The sequence below is a fragment of the Algibacter sp. AS12 genome (assembly GCF_046736315.1).
Taxonomy (GTDB): Bacteria; Bacteroidota; Bacteroidia; order Flavobacteriales; family Flavobacteriaceae; genus Algibacter_B; species Algibacter_B amylolyticus.
Genome location: NZ_CP151841.1, coordinates 392,726 through 414,475 on the forward strand (window position 1 = coordinate 392,726; position 21,750 = coordinate 414,475).

Annotated in this window: 22 protein-coding genes; 10 read left to right on the forward strand and 12 right to left on the reverse strand. The window is 33.5% G+C overall.

Going from position 1 to position 21,750, the window contains the following annotated elements; genetic code table 11:
* The first annotated feature begins 192 nt into the window (after positions 1–192).
* On the forward strand, positions 193–1,371 hold the full coding sequence (locus tag AAFN75_RS01585; RefSeq protein WP_411807936.1) for a DUF1624 domain-containing protein: 1,179 nt from the start codon (positions 193–195) through the stop codon (positions 1,369–1,371).
* A gap of 15 nt (positions 1,372–1,386) precedes the next feature.
* On the forward strand, positions 1,387–2,688 hold the full coding sequence (locus AAFN75_RS01590; RefSeq protein WP_411807937.1) for an APC family permease: 1,302 nt from the start codon (positions 1,387–1,389) through the stop codon (positions 2,686–2,688).
* A 3-nt stretch (positions 2,689–2,691) separates the two neighbouring features.
* Here AAFN75_RS01590 and AAFN75_RS01595 read toward each other — a convergent pair whose 3' ends face one another.
* The 10 genes from AAFN75_RS01595 to AAFN75_RS01640 all read right to left on the reverse strand — a co-directional run bounded on the left by AAFN75_RS01595 (position 2,692) and on the right by AAFN75_RS01640 (position 13,177).
* On the reverse strand, positions 2,692–3,246 hold the full coding sequence (locus AAFN75_RS01595; protein WP_411807938.1) for a hypothetical protein: 555 nt from the start codon (positions 3,244–3,246) through the stop codon (positions 2,692–2,694).
* Between the two features lie 25 nt (positions 3,247–3,271).
* Complete coding sequence (locus AAFN75_RS01600) at positions 3,272–4,675, reverse strand: M20/M25/M40 family metallo-hydrolase (RefSeq protein WP_411807940.1); 1,404 nt, start codon at positions 4,673–4,675, stop codon at positions 3,272–3,274.
* A 245-nt stretch (positions 4,676–4,920) separates the two neighbouring features.
* Entirely contained in the window at positions 4,921–5,778 is an 858-nt protein-coding gene (locus tag AAFN75_RS01605; RefSeq protein ID WP_411807941.1) for a PPK2 family polyphosphate kinase, read from the reverse strand.
* A gap of 19 nt (positions 5,779–5,797) precedes the next feature.
* The gene (locus tag AAFN75_RS01610; protein WP_411807942.1) at positions 5,798–6,961 is read right to left on the reverse strand and encodes a sigma-54-dependent transcriptional regulator; all 1,164 of its coding nucleotides are present in this window, start codon (positions 6,959–6,961) and stop codon (positions 5,798–5,800) included.
* A 2-nt stretch (positions 6,962–6,963) separates the two neighbouring features.
* Positions 6,964–7,758 carry a DUF6268 family outer membrane beta-barrel protein gene (locus AAFN75_RS01615; protein ID WP_411807943.1) on the reverse strand — a complete coding sequence of 265 codons (795 nt, stop codon included), beginning with the start codon at positions 7,756–7,758 and terminating at the stop codon, positions 6,964–6,966.
* A gap of 119 nt (positions 7,759–7,877) precedes the next feature.
* Entirely contained in the window at positions 7,878–8,759 is an 882-nt protein-coding gene (locus tag AAFN75_RS01620; protein ID WP_092852970.1) for a mechanosensitive ion channel family protein, read from the reverse strand.
* A gap of 1 nt (position 8,760) precedes the next feature.
* Entirely contained in the window at positions 8,761–10,074 is a 1,314-nt protein-coding gene (locus tag AAFN75_RS01625; RefSeq protein ID WP_411807944.1) for an ABC transporter permease, read from the reverse strand.
* Between the two features lie 4 nt (positions 10,075–10,078).
* Positions 10,079–11,005 carry an ABC transporter ATP-binding protein gene (locus AAFN75_RS01630; RefSeq protein ID WP_411807945.1) on the reverse strand — a complete coding sequence of 309 codons (927 nt, stop codon included), beginning with the start codon at positions 11,003–11,005 and terminating at the stop codon, positions 10,079–10,081.
* Positions 11,006–11,444: 439 nt separating this feature from the next.
* Complete coding sequence (dnaJ, locus tag AAFN75_RS01635) at positions 11,445–12,563, reverse strand: molecular chaperone DnaJ (RefSeq protein WP_144116600.1); 1,119 nt, start codon at positions 12,561–12,563, stop codon at positions 11,445–11,447.
* Between the two features lie 53 nt (positions 12,564–12,616).
* Entirely contained in the window at positions 12,617–13,177 is a 561-nt protein-coding gene (locus tag AAFN75_RS01640; RefSeq protein ID WP_411807946.1) for a nucleotide exchange factor GrpE, read from the reverse strand.
* A 148-nt stretch (positions 13,178–13,325) separates the two neighbouring features.
* On the opposite strand from AAFN75_RS01640, the gene AAFN75_RS01645 reads away from it, so the two are divergent.
* From AAFN75_RS01645 to AAFN75_RS01665, 5 genes are all read left to right on the forward strand, one after another.
* Entirely contained in the window at positions 13,326–13,979 is a 654-nt protein-coding gene (locus tag AAFN75_RS01645) for a YceI family protein (protein WP_411807947.1), read from the forward strand.
* 173 nt (positions 13,980–14,152) lie between these two features.
* Positions 14,153–14,716 carry a TetR/AcrR family transcriptional regulator gene (locus AAFN75_RS01650; RefSeq protein ID WP_411807948.1) on the forward strand — a complete coding sequence of 188 codons (564 nt, stop codon included), beginning with the start codon at positions 14,153–14,155 and terminating at the stop codon, positions 14,714–14,716.
* A 67-nt stretch (positions 14,717–14,783) separates the two neighbouring features.
* Positions 14,784–15,347: a carboxymuconolactone decarboxylase family protein gene (locus AAFN75_RS01655; protein WP_411807949.1), complete on the forward strand. Its 564-nt coding sequence runs from the start codon at positions 14,784–14,786 to the stop codon at positions 15,345–15,347.
* A gap of 66 nt (positions 15,348–15,413) precedes the next feature.
* Entirely contained in the window at positions 15,414–16,070 is a 657-nt protein-coding gene (locus AAFN75_RS01660; RefSeq protein ID WP_411807950.1) for a DsbA family protein, read from the forward strand.
* A gap of 43 nt (positions 16,071–16,113) precedes the next feature.
* Positions 16,114–16,800 (forward strand): haloacid dehalogenase type II, encoded by a 687-nt coding sequence (locus AAFN75_RS01665; RefSeq protein ID WP_411807952.1) that lies wholly within the window; start codon positions 16,114–16,116, stop codon positions 16,798–16,800.
* 29 nt (positions 16,801–16,829) lie between these two features.
* Here the strand turns inward: AAFN75_RS01665 and AAFN75_RS01670 are convergent, their stop codons facing one another.
* Positions 16,830–17,501 (reverse strand): peptidoglycan DD-metalloendopeptidase family protein, encoded by a 672-nt coding sequence (locus AAFN75_RS01670; RefSeq protein WP_411807953.1) that lies wholly within the window; start codon positions 17,499–17,501, stop codon positions 16,830–16,832.
* A 94-nt stretch (positions 17,502–17,595) separates the two neighbouring features.
* Between AAFN75_RS01670 and ttcA the strand changes: the two genes are divergently transcribed.
* On the forward strand, positions 17,596–18,393 hold the full coding sequence (gene ttcA / locus AAFN75_RS01675) for a tRNA 2-thiocytidine(32) synthetase TtcA (protein WP_411807954.1): 798 nt from the start codon (positions 17,596–17,598) through the stop codon (positions 18,391–18,393).
* A 7-nt stretch (positions 18,394–18,400) separates the two neighbouring features.
* Here ttcA and rimO read toward each other — a convergent pair whose 3' ends face one another.
* Positions 18,401–19,708: a 30S ribosomal protein S12 methylthiotransferase RimO gene (gene rimO, locus AAFN75_RS01680; RefSeq protein WP_411807955.1), complete on the reverse strand. Its 1,308-nt coding sequence runs from the start codon at positions 19,706–19,708 to the stop codon at positions 18,401–18,403.
* Between the two features lie 79 nt (positions 19,709–19,787).
* Here rimO and AAFN75_RS01685 point away from each other — a divergent pair, with 79 nt between their 5' ends.
* Together AAFN75_RS01685 and AAFN75_RS01690 are read left to right on the forward strand one after the other, a co-directional pair.
* Complete coding sequence (locus AAFN75_RS01685; RefSeq protein WP_411807956.1) at positions 19,788–20,558, forward strand: hypothetical protein; 771 nt, start codon at positions 19,788–19,790, stop codon at positions 20,556–20,558.
* Between the two features lie 42 nt (positions 20,559–20,600).
* Complete coding sequence (locus AAFN75_RS01690) at positions 20,601–21,680, forward strand: serine hydrolase domain-containing protein (protein ID WP_411807957.1); 1,080 nt, start codon at positions 20,601–20,603, stop codon at positions 21,678–21,680.
* Positions 21,681–21,750 lie beyond the last annotated feature (70 nt).

The window sequence follows — 21,750 nt, forward strand, 5'->3', positions numbered from 1 at the left end:
ACTTAATAACCAAGACAGCGCATACTCGATTAATATTGAAGTAAAAACTTTAATCCAAAAACTAAAAATACAACTTACCAAATGACGAGAAAAAAGGGCATTACAAAGAATAAAAAAAGTAAACAAGACTAAATAGGCTTTAATTACATAAATTTAAAAACCTGCTATCCAATATTTAAGACCTAACTAACCATGCATATTAAAACCAAGCGCATTGAATCTATAGACATATTAAGAGGTCTAGTTATGGTTATTATGGCTTTGGACCATGTTAGAGACTATTTCCATTACGGCTCGTTTTTTAGCGACCCAATGGATTTAGAGACCACTACACCTTTTTTATTCTTCACTAGGTTTATAACCCATTATTGTGCCCCTGTTTTTATATTTCTTGCTGGCACTTCTGCTTTTTTATACGGTGCAAAAAAAACTAAGAATCAATTATTCAAGTTTTTATTAACACGAGGCATTTGGCTGGTTATTTTAGCATTGATAGTCAATAACTTTTTATGGAAGTTTGATGTTACCTACAGTTTTATTATTCTGCAGGTTATTTGGGCTATTGGACTATGCATGATGCTATTAGCTTTCGCTATTTATTTACCTTTTAAAGTTATACTAGCGCTGGGGTTTATACTTGTAATAGGACATAATTTATTGGATGGCATCACCTTTACTGGTACAAGTACTGCATCTATTTTATGGTATATTTTGCACCAACGACAGTTTTTAGTAATTAATAATACTATGTTTGCCATTGCTTATCCTATTTTACCTTGGTTTGGGGTTATCTCATTAGGGTATTGTTTTGGTACACTTTATAAAAACAGTTTTTCAGCAGAACTCAGAAAAAAATATCTTTTAGCTATTGGCACCACAGCCATTGTATTATTCTTTATAATTAGAGGCATTAATATTTATGGTGATTTAGTGCCATGGACAGTACAAGATACCTATACAAAAACTGTATTAGCCTTTTTTAAAGTCACCAAATACCCACCATCTTTAGCATACATTTTAATTACTATTGGTCCAGCTTTAATTTTTCTATATCTAATAGAAAACACTAAAAATAAAATAAGTGATTTCTTTTTAGTTTTTGGTCGTGTGCCACTATTTTACTACTTCCTTCACATTTTAGTTATTCATGTTCTAGCTATACTAGGCATTCTCCTTTTTGGAGGAAATTGGCAAGACATGATTTTAACAAAAGAAGTCTTCCAGAACGCTAAACTAATTGATTATGGCTATTCGCTATTTGTGGTTTATATGGTTTGGGTTTTCGTAATTGCTCTCCTTTACTATCCATCAAAAAAATATATGATCTACAAGGCTAACAATAAAGACAAATGGTGGTTAAGCTATCTATAATTTAATAAGTTAAATATGATAAAAAAAGAAGAAGGCTTAAAAAGACGCATTGGCGTATTAGGACTATCTGCCAACATAATTAATATTATTGTTGGGTCTGGTATTTTTGTATTGCCTGCTGTTGTTGCTAGTTATATGGGAGCTTCTAGTATAATAGCCTATTTGTTTTGCGGTTTTCTAATGGCTATGGTTATGCTTTGTTTTGCAGAAGTTGGAAGCAAAGTAACTAACACTGGTGGTCCGTACACGTACATAGAAACAGCATTTGGAGATTATGCCGGTTTTATTGCTGGCACTTTTGCCATTGGAAGTAATTTATTTGCCGATGCAGCCGTATCAAACGCATTAGTAAACATTATTGGCACTGCATATCCTATTTTTGACGAAGGCTGGCCACGTTTTTTATTTCTATTTGTCCTTTTTTATGGGTTAGTTTACATTAATGTTATTGGATTAAAACAAGGTATTGGCTTAGTAAAGTTTAACACCATGATTAAACTAATCCCCCTTCTTCTGCTTATTATATTAGGTTTTAAAGATGTTACTATTAGTAATTTATATATTGAAAATATGCCGAGTATGAAAACGCTAGGAGAAACCTCTCTTATTTTATTCTTTGCTTTTCAAGGTTGCGAAACAGGTATTATTGTGGGCGGCGAAGTTATTAATCCTAAACGCACTATACCTCGAGCCATTTTAATTAGCATCTCGGTTGTTGTGATACTATATGTTTTAATACAAACCGTTTCGCAAGGTGTTTTAGGTGCTAACTTACCTAACTTTAAAGCTACGCCACTTGCCGAAACAGCCAAAGTGGTTATGGGATCTTTTGGATATAGCCTGTTACTTATTGGAGCTGTAATTTCCATGTTTGGTTATATGAGCGGGACGATACTTAATAGCCCTAGAATAGCCTATGCCCTTTCAAGAGATAAAGTAATCCCAATAAAAGCATTATCTAAAATCCATAAAAAATTTGCAACCCCCTATATAGCCATTATAACTCATGCCACTTTGGGTTTTATTTTTGCCATTTCTGGTAGTTTTGAACAACTGGCAGTCATTGCCAGTAGCTCGATGTTAATACTTTATTTTGGTGTTGCTGTATCTGTTATTAAATTACGTAAATCTGATAGCGAGCAGAAAGATGTTTTTAAAATTCCGGGTGGTCTTTTAGTACCCGTTTTAGCAATGGGCATTATTGCTTACTTTTTATCTAGCCTTGGCAAAAATGAAATAATAACGACGATATTATGTATAGCTGTGCTATCTCTAGTATTTTTAATACTAAGATTTAGGAAAAATAAAAAGGCTTAGATATTACTTTTTTAATGAACCTCTAAATAGATTTACATCAGAGTTAAAAGGATTTCCAGAAGCGCGACGTAACATAACAATTTGTCCGCAATGCCACAACGCATCTTCTATTGGGCCATTTATGATATTCCAGAAAGGAATCTCGGAGTTTTCAAGATTGTATGGTGTTTTTGTATCACGTAACACATCGGACACTAGTTTTAAGTTAAGTAAGGTTTGTTTACGCTGTTCTTTAAAACTTAACTCGGTTTTATTTTCGTCTTTATTATCTACTAAGATGCTATTTCTAATAAATTTTGAAAGCCCATATATATGCGGAATAGTTTCGGCAGAAGTTCTTCCAGACGCACTAGCCTTATGGCTTAAATCTTCATTTCTTAAACCTTGGGTAGCCCAATAAAAACGAAATCCTAAACCATCAATAGTTCTTGCTGCTAAGGTTCCTGCAGTATATATTTCCGGGTTATGTGGAAGTTCATAAAATGGAAGTTCCTTATCTATTTGCGCCATAAAAACCGTAGTAAAAAGTAAGTTGAGTATTAAAAGTGAAGTTCTCATAAACCTAAACTTTACCTGAAAAGCTTTAGTTTTTTATTGAAGTGCTATTAGAAATAGGGTTTACGCCATACTTATCAAATAAATACACTAAAGATGTCATTGTTGCAGCGCCTAGTTCTAGTTCGCGTTTATTTATAGCATCGAAAGTATCGTTACTAGCATGGTGATGATCAAAATAACGCTGAGAATCTGGACGTAAACCAGCCAAAACATTAGATTCTGTTTTTAAAGGCCCTACATCTGCACCACTACCTCCTTTTTCAAAATAATGAATAAGATAAGGCTTAAACAATTGTTGCCAACTTAATACTTGACTAAAAGCAGCATCGCTACAATCGAAACTAAAACCTCGAGGTGTAAAGCCTCCCGCATCACTTTCTAGAGCAAAAATATGATTCTCGTTTTTCTGTTTGGCAACCTCGGCATATTTATTACCACCGCGTAATCCGTTTTCTTCGTTCATAAATAATACCACACGAATACTGCGTTTTGGTTTAATTCCAGATGCTTTTAACAAGCGTAAAACATCCATAGATTGCACTACGCCTGCCCCATCATCGTGAGAGCCATCACCTAAATCCCAAGAATCTAAATGGCCGCCAACAATAATATATTCGTCTGGGAATTCGCTTCCTGTAATTTCGCCTATTACGTTATGCGATTGTACATCTTTAAGTTGCTTACAGTTCTGTTTGAAATAAAACTGAATAGATTTATCGAGGGTTAACATGGTACTTAATAACTCTGCATCGTTTGTACTAATAGCTGCCGAAGGAATACGTTTATCGACTGGTACATTGCTATAGGTCATACTTCCTGTATGCGGTAAATCGTCCATGCGTAAATTCATAGATCGCACAATAACACCAACAGCGCCATATTTTATAGCTTCTACTGCGCCTTGGTAACGCTGGTTAACACAGCCACCGTAAGCATCGAAAGTTTGAATTAAATCGGCTTGCATAGGGCGATTATAAAATACTATTTTACCTTTTACGCCTTCAGTACCCAAGGCTTCTAATTCTTGAAAGTTATGCACCTCTATCACTTGGGCTTTTAATCCTAAAGCTGGCGTTGCTACCGAGCCACCAAGAGCACAGATATTAACGTTAGTAGTTTTACCTGGTTCGGTTTCTATAAAGGCAAATTCTTTTGCACCACGTACCCATTTTGGAACCATAACGGGTTGTAACCAAACCTTATCTAATCCTAAGGCTCCTAACTCCTCTTTTGTATAAGCTACAGCGCGTTCTGCACCAAGAGAACCCGATAACCTGCTACCAATTTGATTGGATAAATGGTTTAACCAATCGTAACTTTTTCCGTTTGTTAAAGATTGTGTGTAAATGGTTCTTAAAACTTCGGCATCGGTTTGAGAATAGCCAATTGAAGTACTAATTACTATTAAAATTAGAAGTATTCGTTTCATGGTGTTATTTTTTTTAAAGATACTATTTCTTAAAAATCAAGTATTACACAGAAACATAAATTTGTGTTAATAGCATGAGGCAAGTGCGTTAACGATTGAACGGCATGTTTGAAATCCTTTTTTGTGTTAGCTAATACCTTATAAATGGGTTAAATATTTAAATAAAACACCCTTTTTTAATGCTACGAAAAAACTAAATACACAAAAAAGATTGAGTAGTGAAAGCGTGTTAAAACGCCCAAAACCTACTCGTTACTTAGCTCTTGCTTATACATTTCTATGTTGGCTTTAACCTTATCGTCTAATTCCGGCTCTTTAATATCGGTGTATGTGCTTAAGGTGTCGTACATGATTTTTGCCATTATGAATCGTGCCGATGGTTTATCGTCTGCCGGCACAGTAAACCAAGGTGCGTGTGGCTTGGATGTTCTGTTTATAGCCTCTTCATAATAGGTTTGATACTCGTCCCATAATTTGCGCTCTTCCAAATCGCCAGCCGAGAATTTCCAGTTTTTTTCTTTCTTATTAAGGCGACGTAGAAGTCTATTTTTCTGTTCGTCCTTTGATAGGTTTAAGAAGAATTTAAAAATTATGGTTCCGTTTTCGGCAATGTGCTTCTCGAAGTTATTTATTTGCTCGAAACGCTTATCCCAAAAGGCATCGTTTACATCGTCTACAGTGTTTATACCCGGAATATTTTCGCCCATTACATACTCTGGATGTACGCGTGTTACCAGCACATTTTCGTAATGCGTTCTGTTAAAAACGCCAAACTTACCGCGTGCCGGAAGCGCGATGTAATGGCGCCATAAAAAATCGTGTTTTAACTCCAACGGCGTTGGCACTTTAAAACTATGAACCACCACTCCTCGTGCATTAAAATCTTTAAAGACTTCGCGAATTAAACTGTCTTTTCCGGCGGTGTCCATACCTTGAATACACACTAAAACAGCATATTTACCGTGTGCATAAAGGGTATCTTGAAGTTTACCTAGTTTTTTACGAACTTTTTTAAGTTCCTTTTCGGCATCGTCTACAACAACTTTTGTTACCGATTTTTTCAGACTAATGGCTGACGTTACTTTATAATTGTCTACTTGCATGTGTCTTTATATTTTAAATTTATTTTGATGCAAATAGCTTTACATCTTGTTCGCTTACCTCGCTACCACCAAGGATAATTAAACGCTCTATAACGTTACGAAGTTCTCTAATATTCCCGGTCCAATCGTACTCTTGAAGCAGTTTTATAGCTTTATCTGAAAAGCCTTTTTTGGCTGTTCCTTGCTCGCTGGCTATTTTGTTTGCAAAGTGATTTACCAAAAGTGGTATATCCTCTCGCCTATCGTTTAAGGCAGGAACTTTAACTAAAATCACCGCTAGTCTGTGGTATAAATCTTCTCGAAATCTACCTTCTTCTATCTCCTTTTTTAAATTTTTGTTGGTTGCTGCTACTACACGAACATCAACTTTAATATCTTTATCGCTACCTACACGTTGCACTCTACTTTCTTGTAATGCACGTAATACTTTGGCTTGGGCAGAAAGGCTCATATCGCCTATTTCGTCTAGAAAAATAGTACCACCATTAGCGGCTTCAAATTTTCCTGCACGGTCTTTATTTGCACTTGTAAACGCGCCTTTTACATGACCAAACAATTCGCTTTCAATTAACTCGCTTGGTATGGCTGCACAGTTAACTTCTATTAAATTCCCTTTAGATCGTGTACTCTTTTCGTGTAACCAATGTGCTACTAATTCTTTTCCTGTTCCGTTAGGTCCAGTAATTAACACACGTGCATCGGTTGGAGCAACCTTATCAATAATATCTTTTATTTGAGATATGGCATCGCTTTCGCCAATCATCTCATATTTTTTGCTAACCTTCTTTTTAAGAATTTTGTTCTCGACAACCAATTCTTTTCTATCTAAAGCATTGCGTACGGTATTTAATAAACGGTTTAAATCTGGCGGTTTCGATATATAATCAAAAGCCCCTAAACGCATTGTATTTACTGCTGTATCTAAATCGCCATGACCAGAAATCATAACTATTGGAATTTCAGGTTTTATTTTTTTAACAGCTTCCAGCACCTCTACACCATCCATTTTTGGCATTTTAATATCGCAAAGTATTAAGTCGAAATCTTCATCTTTTATTTTTTCAATACCTGCCAAACCATCTTCTGCTTCATCTACTTTATAGGCTTCGTTTTCTTCTGAAAGAATTTTTACAAGCACGCGTCTAATAGCTGCTTCATCTTCAATTACTAAAATTTTTGACATACTTAAATTTTAAATTTTAATCCTGTTCTTAAATAAAAAGCATTTAACGTGTTAAATTTAAAAACTTCATCTCTATCTTTATTACGTAAAACGTTATTTAACCTAAATGTATAACCGCTATACATGTAAGCTACTAAATGTTTTGTAAAGCAATGTTCGTACCCTAATCCTCCAATAGCAACAGATAATGATATATGTTCTGTTTTTTTACCATCTATAATGGTAGCATCTTGAAGGTGCGCCAAGTATCCATCTAAGCCCACAAAAACCTGCATGTTGTTGCGCTCGTTAAACGTGTATTTTAAATTGGACTTTGGCACCCCGGCATTAAAACTCCAATTTTCGTTTATTTCTCTAAAATAACTAACAAAAGGCAACGGAAACGGAAGTCCTGTAGTCGCATTATAAGTTAACCCTAAAATTAAGCGATACGGCCGTTTTAAACTCTCGTCTTTCCTTTTATCGTTTATAAAAAACGCGCCACCATTAATAAATAAATCCTGAGAACTTATGGGTTGAGAAAGCGTAGAAGCTATTCGAGGATTAACCTTTACACCAAACCGCCAACTTTGGTTCCATTTAAATGTGTAGCCTAAATTTAAATCGATGACATGAATTTTTTTTAGACTTGAAACATCAAAAGGATAACCGTCTTCTAAATTAAGTAAAATACGATTATACTCTGCACCTACTATTAAATAATTATCATCCTTAATTTTAATGGGGTAATTTACAAGCGCTCTTAGTCTTGTATATTGATCTTCGGAATTACTTTGCGGAATAAAGGAATACTCCAAACGCGCTAAATCTGTAAGTTGGGCATTACCTAATTGAAAACATACAAAACCTCCTAAAATAAGCAGGTATTTTAGGACATCTTTAATTCTATGTTTAAATATTATGGTCTTAATTTGTATTACTCTTTTGGGTTAAAAATATGAACATCTCTTTGCGGAAATGGTATGGTTATATTGTGTTTTCTGAATAATCTATCAATCTCAAATCGAATTTCACTTTGTGGAATACGCGCATTAAAACTATCGTTAATAGTAAAGGCCACTTTAAAATCTAATGAACTATCTCCAAAATTTGTGAATAGTACTGTTGGTTCTGGAAATTTAAGAACATCTTTTTGCTTTTTTGCAGCTTCTAAAAGTAGCTTTTTAACTAATTGCACATCGCTTCCATAAGCCACTCCTACAGAAACACTTTCTCTTGTTGATGTTCCGTTTTGCGTCCAGTTATACAAGCTAGTTGTTAAATATAAGTGATTTGGAATAATAAGCACTTTATTATCTATAGTTGTAGCTCTTGTGGTTCTTAATTTAATTTCTTCTACTCGTCCTACTTTGCCTTCTAGCTCAATAATATCGCCTACATGAACCGTTTGGTCTATAAGAATAAAAACACCCGAAATAATATCTTGAAACAGGGTTTGTAACGCTAAACCAATACCAATCATTAATGCTGCCGATGCCGCAAAAACAGCCGTAACATTAACACCTAAACTATTTAACGTAATTAATAAAATAACCAAGTATATTAACCACCTAAAATAGCCATAAACCACATTAAATTTACCCTTATTCTCGGCTGGTAAATTTCTAGTAATAATTTTTAAAACTAATTTTAGTAATAAGGTAGTAATAAAAATTACGGTTATAATAACGATAACATCCCTAATAGAAATACTTATATCTTTACTAAAATCGTAGTGCAGATTTAAAAAGTCTGTAATCTTTTCCCAAAGTGAGCTTTCTTTTATAGTCTCTTCTATTTGTTCTATACTTTGATTCATTTTAATACTTAATCCATTTAATCAATTCCTTATAACTCGGTTTTTTACCGTACATTAAAATACCAACACGATAAATTTTTGCAGCAAACCAAACGGTAAACATAAATGTGCCTATTAATATTATCAAAGATACCACTTGTTGCCAAATAGGCACACCAAAAGGAATACGCATAAGCATAACTACTGGCGATGTAAATGGTATAAATGAAAACACGGTAGACACCGTACCATGAGGGTCTTCAATAACCGTAAATATACCTATATAAACCGCCAGTACTAGTGGCATTAAAATAGGTAGCATAAATTGTTGTGTATCGGTTTCATTATCCACAGCTGCTCCTATAGCTGCATACAACGAACTGTAAAGTAAATAACCGCAAATAAAAAATAAAATAAATGCCGTTATTAAGTTAAGCAAAGGCAAGTTAAAAAATGCCTTAACAATGTTTTGAATTTCACTATTAATCTCTGGAGTTGCCATGGCTTGTTCCACCATTTGTTGCTGTGGTGTTTGCATTTGTGCTAAGTCTACGCCTAATACAAACGATGCCACCGTCATTAAAACACCGCCTAAAATAATCCAAATTACAAATTGCGATATCCCAGCTAGCGAGGTTCCAATAATTTTACCCAACATTAGTTGTACAGGTTTTACTGAAGAAATAATAACTTCTATAATTCTACTCGTTTTTTCCTCAATAACACTGCGCATTATCATATTACCATAAATAATGATAAACATAAAGAGCAAATAACCCGCTGCACCTCCAAAAATTAATTTTACAACACTATCTACTTTCGATGTTTTTTCACCCTTAAAACTTTCTTGATTTATTTCAATTTGAACTTTTGAAGCTTCTAACTTTTCTACATCTATGCCTTCATGTATTCTATTTTGAAGGGTTAATTCCGTTTGAATTTTATTTTCTATTGCTGAAATTAAAGTAATTGATGGCGACTCTTCTGAATAAAACGTTACATTTTTAGACTTTATTGGTCCTTCTGAAACTTTAGATATATATAGCAATCCGTAACCTTCTGATTCCTGCACCAAAGCTTTAGCATCATTTAACGACATGCCTTCTAAATTATTATAAGCCGTATGCTCGGTGCTTTTAAACACATGACGCACCAATCCTGAATCATCTAAAACCGAAATAACTTTTACTTTATCGTTATTTAATTGTGTTAAATAGGCAACAACAGCTATAAACGTAATAAAGATTAACGGACTCAAAAACGTCATAATAATAAACGATTTGTTTTTAACCTTAGTTAAATATTCTCGTTTTATAATAAGTGGTAAATGGTTCATACTATTAACTATTATTTACAGCTTGAATAAATATATCGTTTACACTAGGAATAAGCTCTACAAAATGAGATACCTCGCCTTTTTGGGTTAAATAGTTTAATAAATCATTTGGATTTTCGCCTGGGTTTATTTTTATATTTAACTTAAGCTCATCTTCTAAGGTTTTAAAATTAGCCTTTGAAACACTAAACTTTTCGGAGATTTCTTTTTCTAGCTCTAGTTGATTGTTTGATCGAATACCAACTTCAAACTTATTAATCTTAAATTGTCGTTTTACATCAACCAATTTACCATCCAATATTTTATTTGATTTATGAATTAATGCAATATCATCGCACAACTCTTCTACCGATTCCATTCTATGGGTTGAAAATATTACGGTTGCTCCATTTTCGCGTAAGCGTAAAATTTCATCTTTAATTAAATTGGCATTTATAGGATCGAAACCCGAAAATGGCTCATCGAATATTAAAAGTTTAGGTTCGTGTAATACCGTAACAACAAATTGTATTTTTTGCGCCATCCCTTTTGATAGCTCTTGAATTTTTTTGTTCCACCAATCGCCAATTTCCAAACGCTCAAACCAATATTTTAAACGTTTTTTAGCTTCGGCCTTACTTAAACCTTTTAATTGTGCAAGGTAAATAGCCTGTTCACCTACTTTCATAGATTTATATAGGCCACGTTCCTCTGGTAAATAGCCTATATCCATAATATGCTTTTGAGAAAGCCTTTCGCCATCTAAAATTACCGAACCAGAATCTGGCATTGTAATTTGATTTACAATACGGATTAGCGTTGTTTTTCCTGCGCCATTAGGTCCTAAAAGACCAAATATACTTCCTTTAGGTATGGATACCGAAACGTCGTTTAAAGCTTTAAAGTCTCCAAAATACTTAGAAACATTATTGACTTCAAGTAAGTTATTCATCTTGAATTTTTAATTAACTGTAAGACCGTAAATATATTAAATGTTGTAATAGAAGCTTGATGCTTTTACTAATAATTATGATTATTATAATACAAGCTTTGTAAATTAATGAAAAGCCTGTAACTAAATTCAGAATTATATCAACTTAGCATTTTAAGCAGGACTTAAAGTCTTCTAAAAGCTAAGTTTTACTTAAAAAACAAAACCCACCCTCAATAAATTAAGGATGGGAAAAAAATTGCTATGAAAAAGAAAAATTATCACTAAAATAAATTAGTGATATTCAAATATAGTTTTTTTTCAATACAAATACTAGATAATCACCAAAATAACTTGTAAACTTATACGGATATTTCAAGTTTTAATAAAATACCTCCCATTTTTATAAACAAAAAAAATCCGCTTAAAAGCGGATTTTTTAATCACTATATAACTATTTTTAAGAAAACATATCTTTCACTTTCTCAAAAAATGATTTATCAGAGCTTTCTGGTTTTGGCGAGAAATGCTCATCATCTTGCATAGACTCGAAAAAGTCTTTTTGCTGTTTATTCAATGTTTTTGGCGTCCATACATTAACATGTACTAATAAATCGCCTTTACCATAACCGTTTATACTTGGAATTCCTTTTCCGCGTAAGCGTAAAATTTTACCAGATTGTACTCCAGCTTCAACCTTAATACGCACTTTTCCTGTTACGGTATCTATTTCTTTTGATGTTCCTAAAACAGCATCAGGGAAACTTACATACATATCGTAATGTAAATTATCGCCTTCACGCTGTAATTTTGCATGTGCTTCTTCTTCAATAACAACAATTAAATCTCCAGAAATTCCATTTCCAGGAGCTTCATTACCCTTGCCAGAAACTTTAAGTTGCATACCATCAACAACACCCGCAGGTATTTTAATAGATACAGTTTCTTCAGCTACTTTTAAACCTTGTGCATCTGCATCACTAGGTTTTTTATCGATAGTTTGTCCCGCACCACCACAAACATTACAAGGTGCAGAAGTTTGCATTCTACCTAAAATAGTATTGGCAATTCTTGTTACTTGTCCAGAACCACCACATGTAGAACATGTTTTATAAGTAGTTCCTGGTGCTTGAACTTTACGTTTTACTTTAATTTTTTTCTCAACTCCAGTAGCTATTTCTTCTAAAGTTAATTTTACACGAATACGTAAGTTGCTCCCTTTAACTCGACGTTGGCCACCGCCACCGCCAAAACCAGAGAAACCGCCTCCGCCGCCTCCAAAGATATCACCAAACTGACTAAATATGTCGTCCATATTCATGCCGCCACCAAAGCCGCCGCCACCGCCACCATTCTCGAAAGCTTGGTGTCCGTATTGGTCGTAACGTGCTTTTTTATTTTCGTCACTTAATATTTCATATGCTTCAGCTGCTTCTTTAAACTTAGCTTCTGCTCCTTTATCATCTGGGTTTTTGTCAGGGTGAAATTCAATTGCTTTTTTTCTATAAGCTTTTTTAATTTCGGCTGCAGTTGCCCCCTTATTAATCCCTAATATTTCGTAAAAATCTCTTTTAGCCATTCCTGTTCCTACCCTTCCAAAAAGAAAGGACATTTTTTAATTATTAATACTTTTTATTGCCCTATAACTACTTTAGGAAAACGAATTACTTTTTCTCCTAGAAGATATCCCTTTTCAACTATATCGATAATTTTACCCTTCATATCATCAGAAGGCGCTGGTATTTGCGTTATAGCTTCGTGGTTATCGGCATTAAAAACATCGCCTTTTTTAACTTCCATAGGCTTTAGTCCTTTTTGCTCAAGTGTTTTTATTAATTTCTGGTAAATTAATAATACACCTTTACGTAATTCTTCAGCCTCTTTATCGTCTTCAATATGTGTTAAAGCACGCTCAAAATCATCTAAAACAGGTAATAATGTTTTCATAACACCTTCACTTGCTGTAGAAAATAATTCTATACGTTCTTTAGCTGTACGTCTTTTATAATTTTCAAACTCTGCAAATAGCCTTAAAAACTTATCTTTCTCTTGCTTTACTTCAGCTTCAAGTTTTTCTTCATTGGTAAGTTGTTCTTCAACTTGCTCTTCAACTTGTGCTTCTACCTCAACTGCTTGGTCTTGGGTAGATTCTACTTGTTCGTTCTCTATATCGTTATTTTCTTTATTACTCATGGTAAATCCAATTTTTTCAATCTTAAATTTAAGTTGGCAAAAGTACTGCCATTATTATAAAAATGTCATAATGTCATTAAAATAATTATAATTTTTTTTTTGATTGGTATTGTCTAATTTTACACAATAACAATTAAAACATTTTAAAATGAAAAAGAATATTGCAAAGATTTTATTTGTAGCAGCATTAGCTGTAACAGCAACAAGTTGTAAAGACAAAGCAAAAGAAGCTGCTACAACAGCAGCCGAAGCTGTTGAAAAAGTAGTAAATGCAGAAAAGTATACGGTTAACACAGAAGCATCTAATATTGGATGGGCAGGTTACAAACCTACAGGATCACACAATGGAACTATTGCTATTGAAAATGGTATTTTAGATGTTGCTAACGGTAAAATTGTTGGAGGTTCATTTATTATTAACATGGACTCTATTACTGTTTTGGACATTCCTGCAGACGATAAAGGAAATGCTAAACTAGTTGGCCACTTAAAAAATGCAGATTTCTTTGATGTTGAAAAACACCCTAACGCTGCCTTTACTATTACTGGTTTAGAAGAAGTAGATGGTAAAACAATGCTTTCTGGTAACTTATTACTTAAAGAAACTAAAAACAATGTTACGTTTCCTGTAACGGTTACAAATGAAAACGGTTCTATTACACTTACTAGTGAAACCTTTACTATAGACCGTACAAAATGGAATGTACAATATGGTTCTAAATCTATTTTTGATAATTTAGGTGATAAATTTATTAATGACGATATGGAATTAAAAGTTACAGTTAAGGCTACAAAGTCTTAATTTTTAAACACATCTTTTTAAAAGCCACTTTCTTAAAACAGAGTGGCTTTATTGTTTTTAACCACGCCGTTAAATAGATTGCATTCTTATTTTCATTTTCAAAAAACTAAAATAATGTTAAAACTTTTTTTATTACTAAACGATTGGTTAGTTTTGTAGTGTAAAACATAATAATGGCTAGAACCAAACAATATAACGAAGAGGAAGTCCTTGAAAAAGCAATGCACCTTTTTTGGAAGAACGGCTATGAGACAACCTCTATGCAAATGTTAGAAAAAGAAATGGGCATTAATAAGTTTTCCATTTATTCTAGTTTTGGCAATAAACATGGGTTGTTTCTAGAAAGTTTAAAACAGTATAAATCTAGAGTAAACGATGTTTTACAAAAGTTTAAAAACGGAACTAAGGGCATTGAGGATATTAAACAATTTTTCTATGATTCTGTAAGTTCTAATTTTAAAACCGACCATTTAAAAGGCTGTTTTGTAACAAACACTTATAATGAATTTTCTGAAACTGAAGACGAATTAATAAAAGAGCAGATGGATTCTTTTATGGATAATTTAAAATCTATCATTATTGAAAAATTAAAGATGGATACTACCAAAACTGAAGACACTGTTTTAAAACAAGCTAACTATTTACTATTAGCAAAGCATGGTTTAGCAGCAGCAGCAAGAGTAAACACAACACAAGAAATTGAAGATTATATTGAAATGACCTTCAAAAATATATAACCCTTTTTTTTGCACAATAACTAAACGAACGTTTAGAAATAATTAACATAAATATAAAATAAAAATTATGACAACTTTAAAAATTCACGACATTGAAACGGCTCCAACGGAAGCAAAACATTTATTAGAAAACTCTAAAAAAGCATACGGTATGATTCCTGGTTTACACGGGGTTTTAGCGGGTTCTCCACAAATTTTAAAAGCATACCAAACCTTGCATGAGCTATTTACTCAATCTTCATTTAACGAAGAAGAATTAACTGTGGTTTGGCAAGCCATTAACGTAGAGCATGCATGTCATTATTGTGTTCCTGCACATACAGGTATCGCAAAAATGATGAAAGTTGATGATGCTATTACTGAAGCTTTACGTAACGAAACACCTTTAGAAAGTTCTAAATTAGAAGCCTTACGTACTATGACTTTAACTATTGTTAGAAATCGTGGTAACGTATCGCAAGCAGATTTAGAAACCTTTTACGCAGCTGGTTATGAAGAAAAACATGTTTTAGATATCATTTTAGGATTATCTCAAAAAACTATAAGTAATTATACAAACCATATTGCAAACACACCTGTAGATGCCGCTTTTGAAAAATTTGCTTGGTCTAAAGAAGAAGTAAACTCTTAATAATTTAAATTTGATTAATAGCAGTAGACCTTCCGTATTTACGGAAGGTTTATTAATTTTAAGCTTATGAAAGAAAAATTAAAAATAGATATCGTATCAGACGTTGTATGTCCTTGGTGTACCATTGGCTACAAGCGTTTAGAAAAAGCCATTAAGGAATTAGGTATTGAAGACCAAATTGAAATTGAATGGCAACCGTTTGAATTGAATCCTAATATGCCCTCTGAAGGTCAAAATGTAACCGAACATATTGCAGAAAAATATGGAGCTACTTTAGAACAGCAGAAGGAATCTCAACAACACATGACTGAAGTTGGAGAAGAACTCGGTTTTAAATTCGATTATTTTGATGACATGCGTATGGTAAATACTTTCGATGCCCATATTTTATTAGAATATGCTAAAGCGTTTGGTAAGCAAACCGAATTAAAAATGACACTTACTAAAGCGTTTTTTAGCGACCGTAAAGATGTGTCCGATCTAAATATTTTAAAAGAAGCCTTAATGGACGTAGGTTTAAATGCAGACGAAGCATTAGCCCAATTAGATAATGAAGACGCGCGTTACCAAATACGGCAAACCCAAAACTATTGGAAAAACTTAGGAGTAAATTCGGTACCAACAGTTGTTTTTAATCGTAAAAGTGCTGTTACAGGAGCGCAACCCGTAGATACATTTAAACAAGTACTAACCGAGTTAATGGCGGAACAAGCTAATACGTAACATAAGAAGAATTCATACCTAGTAAACCTATATAACGAATACTATGACACCATTGAAACCTAAAGTACTTTTTTTTGATGTAAACGAAACGCTTTTAGATCTATCTACTATGAAAAAACAGATTGGAAAGGCTTTAGGCGGCAAAGAGGAATTGCTCCCTTTGTGGTTTACAACAATGTTACAGTATTCGTTAGTGGTTTCGGCAAGTGGTACGTATCACTCTTTTGGACATATAGGTGCTGCTACACTGCAAATGGTAGCAGCAAACCATAACATTACAATTTCTGAAAATGAGGCTCGGAACATTGTTACAGATTCTATGCAAAACCTACGGCCACACCCCGAAGTCAAAGATGCTTTAGTTACTTTAAAAGACGCTGGATACCAATTGGTAGCTTTTACAAACTCATCGCAAGATGGATTAAAAAACCAATTTAAAAATGCTGGATTAACGGATTATTTTGATGACATGCTTAGTGTTGAGTCTACCGGAAAATTTAAACCGTTTACAGACACCTATCTTTGGGGAGCAAAACAAATGGACGTAAAACCAGGGGACTGTATGCTTATTGCAGCCCATGGTTGGGATGTTGCCGGTGCACTTTGGGCAGGTTGGCGCGCTGCTTTTGTAAACAGACCAGGACAACAAACGTTTCCTTTAGCTCCAGAAACCGAAATAGCTGAAACAGATTTAACTAAAATTGCCCGTATTTTGGCCACCTATCAGTAAAACTCTAGTACTTTTAATTGAAGTACAAATTAGCCCTTGATGCTTAGTAAAAGCTCCGGATTTGGACAGTTTTCTTTATAAAACTCCAAATCGTTTTTATTACAAACTCCGGGATAATCCCCTTTAAAGTCTCCTAAATCCTTAATAATTTGAAAATGCAAATGTGGTGGATAATCGCCATTTACAGAAGCATCACCTAGAGTTGCTATTGCTTCATTTTGTTTAAAAACGGTTCCAACTTTTAAGCTATTTATAGAAGCTAAACTTAAATGGCCATACAGCGTATAGAATACCATGCCATTAAAATGGTGCTCCAAAATTATAGTTGGACCATAATCGCCATAATTGGTATTGTTATTAAAACTATGCACACGGCCATCTAAAGGTGCATAAATTGGGGTTTGTGCTGCGCACCATAAATCCACACCTAAATGAATATTGCGTTCGCTATCGGCTTGATTATTAAAATGAATACTGCGCTTATAAATGTTTCTAACTTCTAAATAGCCACCGTAAGCCACTTCTGCCTGACCTTTTGATATTACACTATTAACATAATCTCCAAGCTTTTCTGCAGATGACACATCGATAGTATTTAGCTCAGAATTGGTTTCAGATAAATCCAACGGAATATATCTTGAAGCATCTATAACCTGTATTGGCTGCTCTTCTACTTCTTTAAGTACTTCTAAAAATCTCAATGGCTTATTAATTAGGTATTATCCAAAAGTAATAAAGAATTTCTTTAAGATTAAAATATTCGATATTATCCAATTAAATAATATTTTTGCATTCATGGAAAACAAAGAACAGGTTACAAAAAAATTACATCGTGCAGTTGGCGAAGCCATTAAACAGTTTTCAATGATTGAAGATGGCGACTCTATTATGGTGTGTCTTTCTGGAGGAAAAGACAGCTATACGCTGTTGCAAATGATGTTACATTTTCAAAAAGTAGCGCCAATATCCTTTAAGATTATAGCAGTTAACTTAGACCAAAAACAACCTGGTTTTCCTGAAGCCATTTTACCAACTTACTTAAGCCAATTAGGAGTTGATTATAAAATAATAGAAAAAAACACCTATAAGGTGGTTATGGAGAAAACCCCGGAAGGCAAAACAACTTGTAGCTTGTGTTCTAGATTACGTCGCGGTACATTATACGAAGCTGCCAAAGATTTAGGTTGTAACAAACTGGCCTTAGGTCATCATAGAAACGATATTATAGAAACATTTTTATTAAATTTATTTTTTGCAGGAAAGCTTGAAACCATGCCACCAAAGTTTAAAAACGATGCTGGCGATTTAGTTGTTTTAAGACCTTTAGCCTTTTGCAAAGAAAGTGATATAGAAGTCTATTCAAACTACATGAATTTCCCAATAATTCCTTGTAATTTATGTGGCTCGCAGGAGAATTTACAACGTAAAAAGGTAAAACAAATGATTACCGATTGGGAAACCGATTTTCCTGATAGAAGTTCTGTTATGATGAATGCTCTGCAAAACGTGTATCCTTCTCATTTACTAGACAGAAACCTTTATAATTTTGATACCCTTGAAGAGTCAACGGTAAAAGATGACACCTTTGTTTAATGCGGTTTTACGCTGTTACTACTTCGGCATACAAATCAAAATCTTCGGCTTCAATAATTTTAACAGTTGTGTATTCTCCTGTTTTAAGGTAGGTTTTAGTCGCATCAATTAAAACTTCGTTATCCACGTCTGGCGAGTCAAATTCGGTTCTACCAACAAAATAATTACCTTCTTTTCTATCAATAACAACTTTTAGTACTTGCCCAATTTTATGTTGATTCAACTCCCATGAAATTTGAGATTGAATTTCCATAATTTGATTTGCTCTTTCTACTTTTACCTCCTCTGGAACATCATCTACTAAATTGTAAGCATGCGTATTTTCTTCATGAGAATAGGTAAAACATCCTAAACGTTCAAAACGCATATCTTGAACCCATTGTTTTAATTCTTGAAAATGTGCTTCAGTTTCACCAGGATACCCAACAATAAGTGTTGTTCTAATAGTCATTTCTGGAACAGCTTCTCTAAATTGAGAAATTAACTTTGTAGTTTTCTCTTTAGTTGTACCACGACGCATACTTTTAAGAATATCATCAGAAATATGCTGCAACGGAATATCTAAATAGTTACACACTTTATCCTCGCGCTTCATAACATCTAAAACATCTAAAGGAAATCCTGTAGGGAAAGCGTAATGTAATCGAATCCACTCAATGCCTTCTACCTTTACTAAAGCTTCTAATAATTCGGCTAAGTTTCGTTTTTTATATAAATCTAATCCGTAATAGGTTAAATCTTGAGCGATAAGAATTAATTCCTTTACGCCATTAGCTGCTAATTTTTCAGCTTCAATAATAATCTCTTCAATAGGTGTGCTTCTATGTTTCCCACGCATAATAGGAATAGCACAAAACGAACAAGGTCTGTCGCAACCTTCAGCAATTTTTAAATATGCATAGTTTTTTGGTGTTGTCGTTAAACGCTCTCCAATAAGTTCATGTTTATAATCGGCACCTAGAGCTTTTAAAAGTCCTGGCAACTCCGTGGTTCCAAAATACTCATCTACATTAGGAATTTCTTTTACTAAATCTGGCTTGTAACGCTCACTTAAGCATCCTGTTACAAAAACTTTATCTACTTCACCTTCATCTTTTTTCTTAACATACTCAAGAATAGTGTTTACACTTTCTTCCTTGGCATTATTAATAAATCCACAGGTATTAATTACAACAATATTCCCCTCTTCTTCGTGAGCAACATCCTTTCCATTGGCCTTTAACTGCCCCATTAACACTTCGCTGTCGTAAACATTTTTACTACAACCAAGGGTTACTACATTAATTTTGTTCTTCTTAAGAGTTTTTGTGCGCATAGCTTAAAATTAGTGCGCAAAGATAACAAATGATTTGAAGAGTAAACTACCTTAGAGCTAATCTATTGCTAAAGAATTTATGGATAAAAAATACAATTGCGTAAGTATTTTATTATATTTACAAGTAAAATTGTCCCAAACAATGTTTATATTTAATAAAAAGGCGCTAATAGTAACCTTATTGCTCATTTTAGTAAATGGGTTAGTGGTGATTTTTTGTGAAAGATTAACACTATCTATAGTAAACATTATTAGCACTTCTATATTATTCATCTTTTTTTTACCATACGCTAAAAGAAATTACACTTTACTTTTAGGTTTTATTTTTTTAGTCTTTAGTTCAATTTGCTATTTGGATTATGAAAGCCCCATGCTAAGGCTTTGGCTTCATTTATTTAGAATATTTGCTAATATTTTCTTTATCATACATATTTACCCTAAGCATAAAACAATAACATATCATAACTTTGGATTGTACATAATTATGGTGGTTTTAATTCTTTTAAACATCTATTTAATTTACAGCATAAACGGTTTAGTGGATTATTATACTGGCACACTAAAATATAGTAGTATAGCCATATATAGTCTTGGTGCAGCACATATATTATTAGCGACCGTTACCTTTTGGCTTAATATGGTAACGGATAAAATACCCAGCTATTTTGTTGTTTTTGTAACCTTGTACATCCTGTCTGACATAATAAATATTTTAGGCTATAGCTTTGATTCTAATATATTATTTACAATTAATCGTACTTTTTATATTTTTGGTTTATATTTTATAATCTATTATGCCTATACCTTACTAAACCCAGCACAAGAAAATAGTAAGACCTTGAATACATAATTAAACCTTATTAAAATTCAATCGTCTAACAACAAAATCAAGATGAAATCTATACTTTATTATTCTATAGTTTTTCTACTTCTCTTTAATAGTTGCTCTAATACTTCTGAAGATATTGCAAAAGAAGAAGAATTAACTCCAGATACCATGTATTTTCCTGAAAACACTAGTGACTATTGGGAAAGCACCACTATAGCAGAATTAAATTGGAACACAAACAACTTACAACCTCTACTAGATTTTTTAGAAGAAAAAAACACTAAAAGTTTTATGATTCTGCACAACGGAAAAATTGTTTTAGAGGAATACATGAACGACCATAGTAACACTAAATCATGGTATTGGGCAAGCGCAGGAAAAACGTTAACCACAACGCTTACTGGAATTGCTCAAGATGAAGGATTACTAAATATAGAGCATAAGGTTTCTGATTATTTAGGAACAGGCTGGACAAGCGTCACCATAGAACAAGAAAATTTAATTACGTGTAAACATTTATTATCCATGAATTCTGGTTTGGATGATAGTTTAGGTGATGATGTATCTTCAGAAAACTTACAATACCTCGCCGATGCAGGTTCGCGTTGGGCTTACCATAATGTATATGTAAAAATGCAAGATGTTATTGCTAGTGCTAGTAACCAAGAATGGTCTGAATATTTTAATAGTACACTAAGAGACAAAATTGGTATGACAGGGCAATGGATTAATTTAGGCGACCTAAGCGTATATTGGAGTAATACACGAAGTATGGCCCGCTTTGGTCTATTAATTGCTGCTCAAGGTACTTGGAAAGATTCTCAAATTATACCTCAAGATTTTTTAACCGATGCTACAAATACTTCTCAAAATATAAATAAAGCTTATGGTTATATGTGGTGGTTAAATGGAAAAGACAGCTATCATTTACCTGCTTCGCAAATTGAATTTAATGGCAAACTCATACCAAATGCTCCCGATGATATGTTTGCTGCTTTGGGTAAGAATGATCAGAAAATATATATTGTGCCTAGTAAAAAGCTTGTTGTAATACGAATGGGAGAAGCTGCCGATGAGGATAACTTTGCCCTTTCTACTTTTGATAATGATTTATGGGCAAAAATTAATGCACTAATTAATTAGCATCACAATCGCGACTTCGCTTGCGGAAGTTTTAAAAAGTAAGAAGCAATATCGTGAATTTCCCACCTTA

Bases quoted from the DNA above. Each gene is read 5' to 3' on its own strand.
- AAFN75_RS01620 (WP_092852970.1), bottom strand. From the start codon at position 8,759: ATGAATCAAAGTATAGAACAAATAGAAGAGACTATAAAAGAAAGCTCA.
- AAFN75_RS01600 (WP_411807940.1), bottom strand. From the start codon at position 4,675: ATGAAACGAATACTTCTAATTTTAATAGTAATTAGTACTTCAATTGGC.
- AAFN75_RS01590 (WP_411807937.1), top strand. From the start codon at position 1,387: ATGATAAAAAAAGAAGAAGGCTTAAAAAGACGCATTGGCGTATTAGGA.
- AAFN75_RS01685 (WP_411807956.1), top strand. From the start codon at position 19,788: ATGGATAAAAAATACAATTGCGTAAGTATTTTATTATATTTACAAGTA.
- AAFN75_RS01665 (WP_411807952.1), top strand. From the start codon at position 16,114: ATGACACCATTGAAACCTAAAGTACTTTTTTTTGATGTAAACGAAACG.
- AAFN75_RS01585 (WP_411807936.1), top strand. From the start codon at position 193: ATGCATATTAAAACCAAGCGCATTGAATCTATAGACATATTAAGAGGT.
- dnaJ (WP_144116600.1), bottom strand. From the start codon at position 12,563: ATGGCTAAAAGAGATTTTTACGAAATATTAGGGATTAATAAGGGGGCA.
- AAFN75_RS01630 (WP_411807945.1), bottom strand. From the start codon at position 11,005: ATGAATAACTTACTTGAAGTCAATAATGTTTCTAAGTATTTTGGAGAC.
- AAFN75_RS01610 (WP_411807942.1), bottom strand. From the start codon at position 6,961: ATGTCAAAAATTTTAGTAATTGAAGATGAAGCAGCTATTAGACGCGTG.
- rimO (WP_411807955.1), bottom strand. From the start codon at position 19,708: ATGCGCACAAAAACTCTTAAGAAGAACAAAATTAATGTAGTAACCCTT.
- AAFN75_RS01605 (WP_411807941.1), bottom strand. From the start codon at position 5,778: ATGCAAGTAGACAATTATAAAGTAACGTCAGCCATTAGTCTGAAAAAA.
- AAFN75_RS01655 (WP_411807949.1), top strand. From the start codon at position 14,784: ATGACAACTTTAAAAATTCACGACATTGAAACGGCTCCAACGGAAGCA.
- AAFN75_RS01660 (WP_411807950.1), top strand. From the start codon at position 15,414: ATGAAAGAAAAATTAAAAATAGATATCGTATCAGACGTTGTATGTCCT.
- ttcA (WP_411807954.1), top strand. From the start codon at position 17,596: ATGGAAAACAAAGAACAGGTTACAAAAAAATTACATCGTGCAGTTGGC.
- AAFN75_RS01595 (WP_411807938.1), bottom strand. From the start codon at position 3,246: ATGAGAACTTCACTTTTAATACTCAACTTACTTTTTACTACGGTTTTT.
- AAFN75_RS01650 (WP_411807948.1), top strand. From the start codon at position 14,153: ATGGCTAGAACCAAACAATATAACGAAGAGGAAGTCCTTGAAAAAGCA.
- AAFN75_RS01625 (WP_411807944.1), bottom strand. From the start codon at position 10,074: ATGAACCATTTACCACTTATTATAAAACGAGAATATTTAACTAAGGTT.
- AAFN75_RS01640 (WP_411807946.1), bottom strand. From the start codon at position 13,177: ATGAGTAATAAAGAAAATAACGATATAGAGAACGAACAAGTAGAATCT.
- AAFN75_RS01645 (WP_411807947.1), top strand. From the start codon at position 13,326: ATGAAAAAGAATATTGCAAAGATTTTATTTGTAGCAGCATTAGCTGTA.
- AAFN75_RS01690 (WP_411807957.1), top strand. From the start codon at position 20,601: ATGAAATCTATACTTTATTATTCTATAGTTTTTCTACTTCTCTTTAAT.